Source organism: Streptomyces sp. ISL-98 (assembly GCF_018614055.1).
GTDB classification, from domain to species: Bacteria; Actinomycetota; Actinomycetes; order Streptomycetales; family Streptomycetaceae; genus Streptomyces; species Streptomyces spiramyceticus.
In genome coordinates this window covers 1-14,233 of record NZ_JAGGPB010000053.1, presented here as the reverse complement: position 1 = coordinate 14,233, position 14,233 = coordinate 1, and the positions used below count along the sequence as shown (strand labels likewise).

At 69.5% G+C, this 14,233-nt stretch carries 13 protein-coding genes; 6 read left to right on the top strand and 7 right to left on the bottom strand.

Annotated elements, in window-relative coordinates; all coding sequences use genetic code 11:
* Positions 1-215: 215 nt before the first annotated feature.
* The gene (locus J7I98_RS31105) at positions 216-899 is read left to right on the top strand and encodes a response regulator (protein ID WP_214928385.1); all 684 of its coding nucleotides are present in this window, start codon (positions 216-218) and stop codon (positions 897-899) included.
* Between the two features lie 14 nt (positions 900-913).
* On the opposite strand, the gene J7I98_RS31100 is transcribed toward J7I98_RS31105, so the two are convergent.
* The gene (locus J7I98_RS31100; RefSeq protein WP_214928384.1) at positions 914-1,630 is read right to left on the bottom strand and encodes a hypothetical protein; all 717 of its coding nucleotides are present in this window, start codon (positions 1,628-1,630) and stop codon (positions 914-916) included.
* Between the two features lie 133 nt (positions 1,631-1,763).
* Between J7I98_RS31100 and J7I98_RS31095 the strand changes: the two genes are divergently transcribed.
* On the top strand, positions 1,764-2,441 hold the full coding sequence (locus J7I98_RS31095; protein ID WP_308378006.1) for a helix-turn-helix transcriptional regulator: 678 nt from the start codon (positions 1,764-1,766) through the stop codon (positions 2,439-2,441).
* Positions 2,442-2,508: 67 nt separating this feature from the next.
* On the opposite strand, the gene J7I98_RS31090 is transcribed toward J7I98_RS31095, so the two are convergent.
* The gene (locus J7I98_RS31090; RefSeq protein ID WP_214928383.1) at positions 2,509-3,534 is read right to left on the bottom strand and encodes an ATP-dependent 6-phosphofructokinase; all 1,026 of its coding nucleotides are present in this window, start codon (positions 3,532-3,534) and stop codon (positions 2,509-2,511) included.
* 236 nt (positions 3,535-3,770) lie between these two features.
* Here J7I98_RS31090 and pta point away from each other — a divergent pair, with 236 nt between their 5' ends.
* The 3 genes from pta (at position 3,771) to pyk (ending at position 8,589) form a co-directional block, all read left to right on the top strand.
* Complete coding sequence (pta, locus tag J7I98_RS31085; RefSeq protein WP_214928382.1) at positions 3,771-5,846, top strand: phosphate acetyltransferase; 2,076 nt, start codon at positions 3,771-3,773, stop codon at positions 5,844-5,846.
* The gene (locus J7I98_RS31080) at positions 5,843-7,087 is read left to right on the top strand and encodes an acetate kinase (protein ID WP_251021483.1); all 1,245 of its coding nucleotides are present in this window, start codon (positions 5,843-5,845) and stop codon (positions 7,085-7,087) included. The genes pta and J7I98_RS31080 overlap by 4 nt, the downstream gene beginning before the upstream one ends.
* 74 nt (positions 7,088-7,161) lie before the next feature.
* Positions 7,162-8,589 carry a pyruvate kinase gene (gene pyk / locus J7I98_RS31075; protein ID WP_214928381.1) on the top strand — a complete coding sequence of 476 codons (1,428 nt, stop codon included), beginning with the start codon at positions 7,162-7,164 and terminating at the stop codon, positions 8,587-8,589.
* Between the two features lie 93 nt (positions 8,590-8,682).
* Here the strand turns inward: pyk and J7I98_RS31070 are convergent, their stop codons facing one another.
* The 4 genes from J7I98_RS31070 to J7I98_RS31055 form a co-directional block, all read right to left on the bottom strand.
* A complete protein-coding gene (locus tag J7I98_RS31070; RefSeq protein ID WP_214928401.1) occupies positions 8,683-10,023 on the bottom strand; it encodes a hypothetical protein in 1,341 nt (446 codons plus the stop codon).
* Entirely contained in the window at positions 10,013-10,546 is a 534-nt protein-coding gene (locus J7I98_RS31065) for a DUF6114 domain-containing protein (protein ID WP_214928380.1), read from the bottom strand. Before J7I98_RS31065 ends, J7I98_RS31070 begins: the two co-directional genes overlap by 11 nt.
* Positions 10,547-10,661: 115 nt before the next feature.
* The gene (locus J7I98_RS31060; RefSeq protein ID WP_214928379.1) at positions 10,662-11,300 is read right to left on the bottom strand and encodes a DUF6230 family protein; all 639 of its coding nucleotides are present in this window, start codon (positions 11,298-11,300) and stop codon (positions 10,662-10,664) included.
* Between the two features lie 586 nt (positions 11,301-11,886).
* The gene (locus J7I98_RS31055) at positions 11,887-12,864 is read right to left on the bottom strand and encodes a tetratricopeptide repeat protein (protein ID WP_214928378.1); all 978 of its coding nucleotides are present in this window, start codon (positions 12,862-12,864) and stop codon (positions 11,887-11,889) included.
* Positions 12,865-13,186: 322 nt separating this feature from the next.
* Here J7I98_RS31055 and J7I98_RS31050 point away from each other — a divergent pair, with 322 nt between their 5' ends.
* Positions 13,187-13,813, top strand: a complete 627-nt coding sequence (locus tag J7I98_RS31050; protein WP_214928377.1) for a TetR/AcrR family transcriptional regulator — start codon at positions 13,187-13,189, stop codon at positions 13,811-13,813.
* Here the strand turns inward: J7I98_RS31050 and J7I98_RS31045 are convergent.
* Positions 13,773-14,168 carry a hypothetical protein gene (locus J7I98_RS31045; RefSeq protein WP_214928376.1) on the bottom strand — a complete coding sequence of 132 codons (396 nt, stop codon included), beginning with the start codon at positions 14,166-14,168 and terminating at the stop codon, positions 13,773-13,775. The genes J7I98_RS31050 and J7I98_RS31045 overlap by 41 nt on opposite strands.
* Between the last annotated feature and the right edge of the window lie 65 nt (positions 14,169-14,233).

Genomic DNA, 14,233 nt, shown 5'->3' with positions numbered 1-14,233 from the left:
CAGGGGGGACCCCCAGGGGCTGGTATTTCAGCCCGTCCGGCGTTTGAGGACATTCCCCCAGACTTCGTCCGGGGGGACCCCCAAGGGCGTACCGGGGGTCTGGGGGCTTGCCCCCAGTTCGGGAAGAATGGGGTCTCCCCTGCTCGAACGAAGTTGAGAGCTTGGGGAAGGGTAGGGGAACAGCCCCGCAGGGCAGCCCACCCCGAGGTGGCCGCATGAACGCAGCCCCCATCCGCGTCCTCGTCGTCGAAGACGACCCCGTAGCGGCCGACGCCCACGCGCTCTACGTGGCCCGCGTCCCCGGATTCGCAGTCTCCGGCGTCGCCCACTCGCGGGCCGAGGCGGTGCGTGCCCTCGACCGGCGGCCCGTCGATCTGCTGCTGCTCGACCTCTACCTGCCCGACGGCCACGGCCTGCAGCTCGTACGTTCACTGCGCGGCGCGGGCCACACCGCCGACGTCATCGCCGTCACTTCGGCGCGCGATCTGGCCGTCGTACGGGAAGGGGTGTCGCTCGGCGTCGTCCAGTACGTCCTGAAGCCCTTCACCTTCGCGACCCTGCGCGACCGCCTCACCCGCTACGCCGAGTTCCGCGCGTCGGCCGGCGAGGCCAGCGGCCAGGACGAGGTGGACCGCGCGCTCGCCGCCCTCCGCACCCCCGAGCCCGCCGCCCTCCCCAAGGGCCTGAGCGCGCCGACGCTGGACGCGGTGACCCGTACGCTGCGCACATCGGCGAGCGGGGTCACGGCCGCCGCGGCCGCCGCCGAGGTCGGGATCTCGCGGATCACCGCGCGCCGCTATCTGGAACACCTGGTCACCACGGGCCGGGCCGAGCGCAGTCCGCAGTACGGCCAGGTCGGGCGCCCGGAGCTCCACTACCGGTGGATCTCCCTGCACTGAACGGGAGTTGGGGTTCAGGAAGCGGCAGGCCACGAAGGCCTTGAACGCGGCGCGTCGGCGGAGGCCGGCACCGGGGCGGCGGGCCCGGTGCTCAGCGGGGCACCGCCGCACTTCTGCCGGTCGGTGATCCAGTTGGCGATGCGTACGGCTGCTCCGGCCACCAGGCGCCGGTCGCTCGGCGAGAGCTCGCTCGCGTACGCGTCCTTCACCTTCACCGGCAGGCCCACGGCCACCTGGAGATCCTGGCTCGGCCGGACGCGGCCCGTCAGGCCCTTCGGGCACTCGACGACCAGGGAGGCGATCGCCCGCGCCGCACCGCTCCGGTCGATCTTCACCGTTCCCTGCGCGGTCGGCGGCAGGCGGAAGGGGAAGTCGCTGTCGGATGCGCCGGGCGCCTCCTCGGCCCGGGCCGGCAGGGCGTTCGCCCTGACGGTGACCTCCTCGTCGCCGCCCCAGGACAGCCGGCAGTCCAGCAGAACGCGGCTCTGCTGCCCCGGATCGAGCATCGTGCCGTACTGATGCAGCGAACCCGCCTCACCCTTCGACAGGAATCGCCCTAAATGCCCCTGTGGCAGCAGACCCGCGCAGGCACTCTTCAACTGTGCGCGGTTGTCGGCCAGTTGCTCACTTCGCCGGTCCAGCCACACGACGACGCCCACCGCGATCACCGTGATGACCACCACCACAGGAACGGCGCGACGCAGTCGTACGTACCCCCGTAACCCGCGCAAGGCGTTTCCCCTCCCGCTCCAGGATCCGGCCGGGGAGGCTACCAGAATTGGATCGTAGGACGTTCCTACGACTTGTAATCTTGGGCGAACGCACCGTAGTCGCCACACCGTTTTCATACGTACGGTGTGCCCCGTGCACCCCACTCCGCCCTTTAACGCCCCCGCCGCGCGACGACTGCGCGAAGCCCTCGGCATGGCGCCCGGTCATGTCGCCTACGGCCTGCGCGCGCAATACGGGCTGAACATCGTCCCCGACATGGTCGTCGCCTGGGAGCGCGGCCTGCGCGCGCCCGATTCACGGGAGATCACCGCGCTCGCCGGCGTGCTGTGGTGTTCGCTGAGCGACCTGCTGGCCTCCCCCACCACGCTGCGCGAGCACCGGCTGGCGCGCGGCCTGGCCGTGCCCGATCTTGCGCGGGCGATCGGCGTGGAGCTGAATGCGTACCAGCGCATGGAGGAGTCCGGGCGGTGGCGCGGCAATGAGCGGCAGTCCGCGGCACTCTCCGAGGTGCTCGGCCTGTCGCCGGAGGAGTTCGTGAAGGCGACCGGCCGGAACGAGGAGCTGGCCGGGGTGCTGCGCAGCGCGGTGATGACGCGCTGGCAGGCGTACGTACGCCCGACGGCCAAGCTGGTGCCTGTGCCGCGGGACCAGCTGGAGGACGTACTCCAGCGGCTGCACGCCGACTACCAGTCCCGGATGGTGTCGACGCTGAGCTGGGGCGGGAGCGATTCGGCGGGGGACGGTGCGGCGGGCCGCGATTTCCTGGACGCCATCGTCGGCCACTTCTGGCAGCTGGCCCGGCGCCCCTGACCTGGGGCGACGACGCTCGCGGGCAGGTGCCCGGGCCGCTCGCGGCCCGGGACCCCGTCCTGCCGGGTCAGAAGACCGATTCCGCCTCGTACATCCGCCCGTCGGGGACCCTCTTGAGCTCCTCGACGCCCTCGGCGAGCGGCACCATCACGATGTCCGTGCCCCGCAGCGCCGTCATGTTGCCGAAGTCGCCACGGTGCACCGCCTCCACCGCGTGCCAGCCGAAGCGCGTCGCCAGGACCCGGTCGTACGCCGTCGGGGTGCCGCCACGCTGGACGTGGCCGAGAATGACCGGGCGGGCTTCCTTGCCGAGGCGCTTTTCCAGCTCGCCGGCGAGCCGCGTGCCGATGCCGGTGAAGCGCTCGTGCCCGAACTTGTCGATGGCGCCCTTCTCGTACGGCATGGAACCCTCCGCCGGGCGCGCGCCTTCCGCGACGCACACGACCGCGAACTTCTTCCCGCGCGCGAAGCGTTCCTCGACCATCTTGACCAGGTCGTCCACCTCGAAGGGACGCTCCGGCAGGCAGATACCGTGCGCGCCGCCCGCCATGCCGGACTCCAGCGCGATCCAGCCCGCGTGCCGGCCCATGACCTCGACGACCATCACGCGCTGGTGCGATTCGGCGGTGGTCTTGAGGCGGTCTATGGCTTCGGTGGCGACGCCGACGGCCGTGTCGAAGCCGAAGGTGCGGTCGGTGCCGTTGATGTCGTTGTCGATCGTCTTCGGTACGCCGACGACGGGCATCCCCGCGTCCGACAGCATCCGGGACGCCGTGAGCGTGCCTTCGCCGCCGATCGGAATGAGCGCGTCGATACCGGAGCGCTCCGACAACTCGTGCCAGTTCTCGGCCGCTTCGCGCAGCCGGTCCCGCTCCAGGCGGGCGGAGCCCAGGATCGTACCGCCGCGTGCCAGGATGCCGCTCACGGCGTTGAGGTCGAGGGGGCGGTAGTGGCCGTCGAGCAGGCCCTTGAACCCGTCCTCGAATCCGACGACTTCGTCGCCGTGACCTGCGACGGCACGGTGCACAACCGACCGGATCACTGCGTTCAGCCCCGGGCAGTCGCCGCCGGCGGTGAGAACTCCGATACGCATTGTGCTGTGTCTCCTGCTCGCTAGTGATACACGTGAGCCAGAGTCCGATTGTTTCACGGGTCGCATGGGCTCCGCGCTTTCGGACACTCCGGCAGGAAGGCCGCAGAAACGCCGCAGAAAGGTCCCTGCGGGGCGTTTCCGCAGACGTCCGGCGGGCCCCGCCCGGCGGGCGCCCTAACCACCCTCAGAGGTATTGTCAAGAGGGCAAGCCCACCCTAACTGGACGGAGAGCACGCGTGACGCGCAGCGTGTACGTGACCGGGATCGACCGGGGCGACGGTCGCCAGGTCGTCGAGCTGGGAGTCATGGAGCTCCTCACCCGCCAAGTGGACCGGGTGGGCGTATTCCGCCCCCTCGTGCACGACGGGCCCGATCGGCTGTTCGACCTACTGCGCGCCCGCTACCGGCTGTCGCAGGACCCGGCGTCCGGGTACGGCATGGACTACAGCGAGGCGTCCGCCCTCCAGGCCGAGAAGGGCACCGACGAGCTGGTGTCCCGCATCGTCGACCGCTTCCACAAGGTGGCGCGGGAGTACGAGGTCGTCCTGGTCCTCGGTACGGACTTCGCGGACACCCTGCTCCCCGAGGAACTCGCCCTGAACGCCCGGCTGGCCAATGAGTTCGGCGCCTCGGTGATCCCGGTGGTCGGCGGCAGGAAGCAGACCGCCAAGTCGGTGCGCTCCGAGACCCGTAACGCCTACCGCGCGTACGAGGCCCTGGGCTGCGACATTCTGGCCATGGTCGCCAACCGGGTCGCCCCGATGGACCGCCACGAGATCGCCGAGCGGCTGTCGGCCAGCCTGCCCGTGCCGTGCTACGCGCTGCCCGACGACGCCGCGCTCTCCGCCCCCACGGTCTCCCAGATAACGCGCGCCCTCGGCGGCACTGTGCTGCTCGGCGACGACGCGGGTCTCGCGCGCGACGCCCTGGACTTCGTGTTCGGCGGTGCGATGCTGCCGAACTTCCTGAACGCCCTGACCCCCGGCTGCCTCGTCGTCACCCCGGGCGACCGCTCCGACCTGGTGGTCGGTTCGCTCGCCGCCCACAGCGCGGGCACCCCGCCCATAGCCGGCGTACTCCTCACCCTGAACGAGCGCCCCGGCGACGAGGTGCTGACCCTGGCCGCGCGCCTCGCGCCCGGTACCCCGGTGGTCTCGGTGGCCGGCGGCTCCTTCCCCACCGCGGGCGAGCTCTTCGCCATGGAGGGCAAGCTGAGCGCGGCCACCCCGCGCAAGGCGGAGACCGCGCTCGGCCTGTTCGAGCGGCACGTCGACACCGCCGACCTGCTGGCCCGGATGTCGGTGGCCCGCAGCGGCCGTGTCACACCGATGATGTTCGAGCACGAGCTGCTCGAAAGGGCCCGCGCCAAGCGCCGCCGCGTCGTACTCCCCGAGGGCACGGAGGAGCGCGTACTGCGCGCGGCCGATGTGCTGCTGCGCCGCGACGTGTGCGACCTGACGCTGCTCGGCGACGTCGACGTCATCCGCAAGAAGGCCGCCGACCTGGGCATCGACCTCGCGCTGACGCAGATCATCGACCCGCAGACCTCCCAGCTGCGCGGCCGGTTCGCCGAGTCGTACGCGAAAATGCGCGCGCACCGGGGCGTCAGCCTGGAGCTGGCGCACGACGTGGTCGCCGATGTGAACTACTTCGGCACGTTCATGGTCCACGAGGGCCTGGCCGACGGCATGGTGTCGGGCTCGGTGCACTCCACCGCCGCGACCATCCGCCCCGCCTTCGAGATCATCAAGACCAAGCCGGACGCCAAGATCGTGTCCTCGGTCTTCTTCATGCTGCTCGGCGACCGGGTCCTGGTGTACGGCGACTGCGCGGTCAACCCGGACCCGAACGCCGTCCAGCTCGCGGACATCGCCGTGCAGTCGGCCGCCACGGCGCAGAAGTTCGGCGTGGATCCGCGGCTGGCGATGCTCTCGTACTCGACCGGCAGCTCGGGCTCCGGCGCGGACGTCGACAAGGTGCGCGAAGCCACCGAGCTGGTACGGGCCGGCCGCCCGGACCTGAGGGTCGAGGGGCCGATCCAGTACGACGCGGCGGTCGAGCCGTCCGTCGCCGCGACCAAGCTGCCGGACTCCGAGGTCGCGGGCCAGGCGACGGTCCTGATCTTCCCGGACCTGAACACCGGCAACAACACGTACAAGGCCGTGCAGCGCTCGGCCGGTGCGGTCGCCGTCGGCCCCGTCCTCCAGGGCCTGAACAAGCCGGTGAACGACCTTTCGCGCGGCGCCCTGGTCCAGGACATCGTCCAGACCGTCGCCATCACGGCGATACAGGCCCAGGGCGAGTCCGCATGACCACCACCCCCGTCCAGGAAAGCTCCGCACCCGTGACCGCTACGCGCATCCTCGTCCTCAACTCCGGCTCGTCGTCGGTGAAGTACCAGCTCCTCGACATGCGCGACCACTCGCGTCTCGCGATCGGCCTGGTCGAACGCATCGGTGAGCAGACGTCCCGCCTCGTGCACACCCCGCTCACCGGCGACGGCGCCGGCAAGCGCGAGCGCACGGGACCCATCGCCGACCACGACGCCGCGCTGAAGGCCGTCGCCGAGGAGCTGGCGACCGACGGACTCGGCGTCGACTCCCCCGAGTTGGCCGCCATCGGTCACCGCGTCGTCCACGGCGGCCTGAAGTTCACCGCGCCCACCGTGATCGACGACGAGGTGATGGCGGAGATCGAGCGGCTCGTACCGGTCGCGCCGCTGCACAACCCGGCGAACATCACCGGCATCCGCACCGCCCGGGCGCTGCGCCCCGACCTCCCGCAGGTCGCCGTCTTCGACACCGCCTTCCATACGACGATGCCGGAGTCGGCGGCCCGCTACGCGATGGACGTCGAGACCGCCGACGCCCACCGCATCCGCCGCTACGGCTTCCACGGCACGTCGCACGCGTACGTCTCCCGGAAGGCTGCCAAGCTGCTGGGCAAGGACCCGTCCGAGGTCAATGTCATCGTCCTGCACCTGGGCAACGGGGCGTCCGCGTCGGCCGTCCGGGGCGGGCAGTGCGTCGATACGTCGATGGGGCTCACGCCACTGGAAGGTCTGGTGATGGGAACGCGCTCCGGTGACATCGACCCGGCCGTGATCTTCCACCTGAAGCGGGTCGCCGGTATGTCCACCGACGAGATCGACGCACTGCTCAACAAGAAGAGCGGCCTGATCGGTCTCTGCGGCGACAACGACATGCGGGAGATCCGGCGCCGTATCGACGAGGGCGACCGGCGGGCGCTGCTCGCCTTCGAGATCTACATTCATCGGCTGAAGAAGTACATCGGCGCGTATTACGCCGTTCTGGGACGGGTCGACGCGGTGGTCTTCACCGCGGGCGTCGGCGAGAACGCCGCGCCCGTGCGTGAGGCTGCGATCGCGGGCCTGGAGGAGCTGGGCCTGGCGGTGGACGCGAACCTCAATGCCGTACGTTCCGGTGAGCCGCGTCTCATCTCGCCGGAGTACGCCAGGGTCGCGGTCGCCGTCATACCCACCGACGAGGAGCTGGAAATCGCCCGGCAGACGTATGCATTGGTCAACGCCTGAGCGGCCTCCCGCCCATTTGTACATTCCACCAGACGGAATATTCCGCAGCGAAACAAACCGATAGGATCCGCCTCATGCGCCGTTCCAAAATCGTCTGCACACTGGGCCCCGCCGTCGACTCGTACGAGCAACTGAAAGCGCTCATCGAGGCCGGTATGAACGTGGCCCGCTTCAACATGAGCCACGGAACCCATGCGGAGCACCAGGAGCGGTACGTCCGCGTCCGCAAGGCCGCCGAGGACACCGGCCGTGCGATCGGCGTACTCGCCGACCTCCAGGGCCCCAAGATCCGTCTGGAGACCTTCGCCGAGGGACCCGTCGAACTGGTCCGTGGTGACGAGTTCATCATCACGGCCGAGGACGTCCCCGGTGACAAGTCCATCTGCGGAACCACCTACAAGGGCCTGCCCGGCGACGTCGCCAAGGGCGACCCGATTCTGATCAACGACGGCAACGTCGAGCTCAAGGTGACGTCGGTCGAGGGCCCGCGGGTCCACACCATCGTCATCGAGGGCGGTGTCATCTCCGACCACAAGGGCATCAACCTGCCCGGCGCGGCGGTCAACGTCCCGGCCCTGTCCGAGAAGGACGTCGAAGACCTCCGTTTCGCCCTCCGCATGGGCTGCGACCTGGTCGCACTCTCCTTCGTGCGCGACGCCGACGACGTCAAGGACGTCCACAAGGTGATGGACGAGGAGGGCCGCCGTGTCCCCGTCATCGCCAAGGTCGAGAAGCCGCAGGCCGTCGAGCACATGGAGGGCGTCGTCATGGCGTTCGACGGTGTGATGGTCGCCCGCGGTGACCTGGCCGTCGAGTATCCGCTCGAAAAGGTCCCGATGGTGCAGAAGCGGCTCATCGAGCTGTGCCGCCGCAACGCCAAGCCGGTGATTGTCGCGACCCAGATGATGGAGTCGATGATCACCAACTCCCGCCCCACGCGCGCCGAGGCGTCCGACGTCGCCAACGCGATCCTGGACGGCGCGGACGCGGTCATGCTCTCCGCCGAGTCCTCGGTGGGCGCGTACCCGATCGAGACCGTCAAGACGATGTCGAAGATCGTCGTCGCGGCCGAGGAGGAGCTCCTGTCGAAGGGCCTCCAGCCGCTGGTCCCCGGCAAGAAGCCCCGTACGCAGGGTGGTTCGGTCGCCCGCGCGGCCTGCGAGATCGCGGACTTCCTGAACGGCAAGGCACTGGTCGCCTTCACCAAGTCCGGCGACACGGCCCGCCGCCTGTCCCGCTACCGCACGCTCCAGCCGATCCTCGCCTTCACGACGGACGAGGCGACCCGCAACCAGCTCGCGCTGAGCTGGGGCATCGAGTCCTTCGTGGTGCCGCACGTGAACAACACGGACGCGATGGTCGACCTGGTCGACGCCGAGCTGCTCAAGCTCCAGCGCTACAACAACGGCGACCTCATGATCATCACCGCCGGTTCGCCCCCCGGCATCCCCGGCACCACGAACATGGTGCGGGTCCACCACCTGGGCGGCGAGAGCGCCTGACGGCAGTACGCAGGCCTGTACCGCTGTACGACATGACCGTGGCCCGCCCCCTGATTCTTCGGGGGCGGGCCACGGTCGTAGGCGGTGTGCCTCTCAGCCGGTGTAGAAGTTGTGCAGGCCGGGGACCGTGAGCGTGCCGCCGAACTGGCCGGCCTGCGTCACCTTGACGTCGGTGAACATGGCGATCGGAACATTCAGCGGCGGCGGGGTCTCCGGGCTGAACGTGATCGGGATGAGGCCGAAGAGCTTGCCCTTCAGCTCCTCCGTGTACATGGTCACCGTGCCGTTGCGAAGGGTCGACTTGGAGCCCTTGGCTGCCTGGACGTGCGCCGTGGTGCCGTTGGGGCCGACGACCTTCTGGTGCAGGTCCTTGATGTCGGTTTCCACGGCGGTGAACTTCAGGACCTTCTTGATCTTGCCGCTGCCGGTCCTGACCTCGACGATGCCCTCGTAGTCGAGCCCACGCAGGGTGAGCATCGAGCTCTCCAGGATCCACGGGTCGTCCGGCAGGTCCGGGATGCCCTGTTCCAGGTCGGCCGCCGCAAGAGCTTCCGGGTCCGCCGTCGGGCAGGGGAAGGGCTTCTTGCCGTCGGCGTCCTCGGCCGGGTCATCGGCCTTTGCCCCGGCCTTGTCAGCGGCGTCCTCGGCGGACTCCTTGGCGTCCTCGCCGAGTTCCTCGACCTTCGCGCCCGCCTTGTCCGCCGCGTCCCTGATGGCGTCTGCGGTCTTGTCGGCCGCGTCGTCCACCGCGTTGCCCGCGGCGTCCTTCGCGTCGTCGGGCTTCGTGGTCGCGCTCTCCTCGGCAGCCGGCTTCGACTCGGCCGGGTCCGACGCTGCCGGGTCCGACTCCGCCGGCTTCGACTCGGTCGGCTCCGGGGAGGCCGTCTCCTCGTCCGGGCCGTCCAGGACGTCCTTGATCGCGTCGCCCACGCCCAGCGGGTCGAGCGGGTTCTTGGTCTCGCTCTCCGTCGGGGCCGGCGCAGGCGTCTCGGTCGTGCCCGCCTCGGGCTCCTTCGTCGGCTCGGTGGCCGGCGGGGTGCTGCTCGCGCTCGCCGACGGCGACTCGCCCGGGGCCGGGGTCTCCGTCTCCGCGGGCTTGTCGGCGCTGGCGCTCGGGCTCGGCGTGGCCGTCGAAGAGGGCTTGTCCGAGGGGGACTTGGACTCGGAGGCGTCCGGGTCCGGCGTGTCCGAGCGGGTTACGCAGGGACCCGGCGCGAAGGGGTTGGTGATCCCGTCGTCGGCGATCGCCAGCTTCGGCGTGAGCCCCATGCCGACGAACACGGCCGTGGGCATCGCGGCCAGGGCCATCGCCTTGCCCGCGGGTATCTGCAGCTTCGTCAGGAGCGACTTCCTGGGGGCCGCGTGACGCGGCCCCTTTCTCTCACGGGTCCCGTCGCCTCCGGCCGCAGTCAGCTCCGCCTCGTCACCCCGCACTGTTCCTCCCGCCATTGGCGTCAACAGATGTGTCGTACATGTCGTCCGGGAAGTCGGCCCGGTCGGTGCCGCCGTCCGGCTCGTCGCCCTTGGGCGAGGTCTCGGCGGTGTCGACGACGGGCCTGGCCGGATCGGCCGGCGCCCAGGAAATCGACATGGCTCCGCCGAGCAGCGCCAGCAGGAAGCCGACCAGGAATCCACCCAGGTTGGACACGGGGATGGAGACAAGTGCCAGCAGAATCGAGGCGACACCCGCGAAGACCCGGACGATGTGGTGGTACCACATGGTCAGGCCCAGTGTGACGAGCAGTACGCCGATGATCAGCGAGCCCGCTCCCGCGGTGGTGGCCATGGCCAGCGTGAGGTGACCGATCTGGAGTTCCGCGTACGGAAGCCATGCGATCGGTACACCGCCCAGAATCGTGAGCAGGCCCGCCCAGAACGGCCGGCTGCCCCGCCAGGCACGGAAACGCAGCCGCCAGTAGGTGAAATCGCGGCTCGGACCCGAGGACTCGGCGCTCATGGAAAACAGCTCCCTGGAACCGGTGTTGCTGTGCAGAGATAAGGGAGGGGCGGCAGGCGGGACGACATGTCACACGAGTCACGCGTGTCACGCGCCCCGCCCGCGGAGGGGGTGCTTAGTAGCACTCCTTGATGCCCTTGTGCAGGCGCATGCTCAGACCGCTGAGCTTGAAGGTTCCGGCCGTGGTGGCCCATGCCTTCTGTCGCACCTTGGTCAGGACGGCCTCGTCGGCCTCCTGCGAGAAGCCGTACGGGTTGACCGACTTCTCCGTGCCCGGCTGGATACCCGGGCCCTTGCTGGCCTTGCCCGCGGCAACACCGATGTTGATGTTCTTGAACTCTGCGTTGGCGTCGAGTTCCTCGACGTCCAGGTACAGGTTCTCGGCCTTGACCGGAGTACCGTTCCCGCCGGCGTTCAGCTGGAGGGTGATGTTTCCGAAGATCGGGACGTTGGGCGTCACGACCGACTGACACATCTTGGTGATCTCGGCGGACTTGAACGCCGACACCGCGACCGGGTGGGCAGTCTTGTTGCCCTCCAGGTCGGTGCCCGTGGCCATGCTTCCGTACTGGAAGAAGCCCTTACCCTCGAGCCTCTCCGCGCTGACCTTGAAGCTCTGGCCGGAGACGCTGAACGATGCCGCGAGCGCGCCCTGTGCAAGGGCGACGCCTATCGCGGCAGTCGCGGCCACACTCGGCACCATGACAACGGCGAACCGCTTCCATCTGGTCCCGCCACGAACTACAGACTCCATGACTTTCCTCCTTCTCGGACGTACATCTCCAGTACGGGCAGGAGCCCGCAGGGGGATGGGAGAAGTGCTACGTCCTCGGGAAGGAGAGCGCCCGATTCGGAGGCGCGAACGTCATCCGAAACACCGGCGATCACCCCCGAGCGACAACCACTGGCCACGCATTCGCGCAACCTGCCGGACAGGCCCTGCCGAACAGCAGAGACCCCCCTGTCCACGGCCGGCGCCACTGCCGCCGACCGGCTCGGTGGGGACCCAAGGGACCACGCGGCACGATTGGCTGTCGGGCTGGTGCGGTATTGGACCGAGCGTGGCCGATCGTGGTCCATTCGAAGCCGGGGCACAAGGGGGTTCGTTACTGGCTAGTAACGGCCCGATAACCGATGCGCGACCACCCGGCATCGAGCAGCCACGGACGGTGTCATCAGGTGACGAGAGAAACGTGGTGATTGACGCTCAGAAACGGGCAGAACACCCCGCTCGGCTTACTGCAAGTAACAGCGGCCGCGATTACCAAGTTTTGGTAAAGCGCGGCCGCGTTTTGTCACTGTGTCGCCAAATCACTGGTGTTGCCCGGGGGCACAACCGGTCAGAACAGCACCCTCGCCAGGGCTGTTCGCGCCGAAGCCACCCGCGGGTCGTCGGCGCCGATGACCTCGAAGAGCTCAAGCAGCCGCACCCGTGCGGCATTTCGGTCATCACCGACAGTTCGGCGCACCGTTTCCACCAGGCGCCCGAAGGCGTCCTCGACATGACCGCCGACCAGGTCGAGGTCGGCCGCGGCGATCTGCGCGGTTACGTCGGCCGGATTCTCGGCGGCGTCCTTGCGGACCTGCTGCGGGTCCAGGTTCTGGACGCGGGCGAGCAGTTCCGCCTGGGCGAGGCCCAGCGTGGCCTCGGTGTTGCCGGGGTCGTCGGCGAGGACGTTCTTGTACGCCTGGGCCGCACCGGCGAAGTCGTTCGCGTCCAGCGCCTGTACGGCTGCTTCGAGCAGCGCGTCGTAAGGACCGGCGGGCGCCTCGGCCTGCTCGGCCGGACCGCCTTCCGGGGCCGCGTTCGGGTCGACGGTGATGCCGGTCAGGCCGAAGCGCTCCTCGGCGACCTGGATCAGCTGCCCCAGGGTCTCGCGGATCTGCTGCTCGGAGGCCACACCCTGGAAGAGGGGCAGTGCCTGCCCGGCCACCACGGCGAAGACCGCGGGGATGGCCTGGATCGCGAACTGCTGGGTGAGCATCGGGTTGGTGCTGACGTCGACCCTGGCAAGGACAAACCGGCCGTTGGCCTCGACGGCGAGCCGCTCCAGGAGCGGGCCGAGCTGCTGCGACGTATCGGCGCCCGGGGCCCAGAAGTCGATGACGACCGGGACTTCGGCGGAGCGCTGGAGGACATCGCGCTCAAAACTGGCCTCGTCGACATCGGACACCAGACTCGACGGAGACACCGCACCACCGCCGCCCTCCCGGGCGGACTCCGCACGCGTCTGCTCCGCCTTCTGCCGGGCTTCGCCGGCCGCCTTCACCGCGGCGAGGTCGACGACGCCGCTCATGGACATGTTCCTAGGCTGCATGCGTACATCCTCCCCCTTTCGCGCGCGGTAGAGAAAAACTGCCCCCGGATACACGAACCGGATACATGGACCGGGCCCGTCCGCAGCCCCCCGCCGGTTTGCGGGGCGTACGGTCGAACACGGCCGGAGGTCCCGAGGAGGACCGTGGGTCGGCGCTGGGTCCCCACCCTGGCGCCTGCGGTTGTCTTGCGTGGTTGTCGCTTGGCTGACCGCTCTTTCGCTACGGGTCGTAGCGTAACTCCAAAGGCAGGGACCGCGCCGCCCTCTTTCGGTGATCTCCCTCACGGCGCTCTATTCCCTACTGGCCGGTATGGTCGCGGGCATGCCCAGCCAGCCCCCCACCACTCCGCCTTCCCGTACGGGCCGCCCGCGCAGCCTGGAGGCCGACGCCGCGATCCTTGTGGCGACCAGGGCGGCGCTGGTCGAGCTGGGCTGGTCGAAGTTCTCGATGGGCGATGTGGCGAGCCGGGCGGGTGTCGCCAAGACGACGCTCTACCGCCGCTGGGCGAACAAGAACGAACTGGTCGTCGACGCCGTCGCCGTCCTTTTCGACGAGCTGGAACTCCCGGACCGGGGAAGCCTGACGGCCGACATCGAGGGCGTGGTGCTCCAGTTCTCGGCGCTTCTCGAACGCCCCGAGACGAAGACGGCGCTGATGGCAGTGGTTGCGGAGTCGACGCGCGACGAGGCGCTGCGCGAGCGGATCCGCTCGGCGATCGTCGACCGCCAGAAATGCCTGGTACTGCTCGGCCGGGAACGCGCGCAGGCCCGCGGCGAGCTCCCGTACGAGGACTCCCCCGCACAGGCCGCCCGCAACGCGGACCTGATCTTCGACGTGATCGCGGGCGCCGTGGTCCACCGGGCGCTGGTGAGCGCGGAACCGGTGGACGCGGAGTGGGCGAGCAGCTTCACGATGCTGCTGGTGAGCGGCCTGACGTCGGGGCTGTGAGCGGGCACCTCTCACCGGCCGACTTGGCAGGCACGAGCCGGACCTTGCCCGCCGACACCTTCAGAGGTTTTCCGGTCCGCGCATCCCAGAGCACTGCGTCGCCACCCGCGACCCCGAAGGCAAGGTAGGGGCGATACGGGTCGATCCGGCCGCCCTCGCCAGGGAGTTCGGCGGGCGGCACAGCAGGCTCGACGCAGGTCCATTCGGGCTCGACACCGAAATACGACGGCGGCTGCTCGCCCTTCGCGGCGGCTGCGGCGGTGGCCGCCGCCGCCGAACTGGCCGACGACCAGGCCAGTATGCCGACGCCCAGGAGGATGACCCCGAGCAGGACGACGTACAGCACTCCGGTCAACTACCCGGCCCTAAAGGGCCGGGCTTGGAGGTAGGGCCCAACTGGCTGCTGGGTGGTCTCCTCCG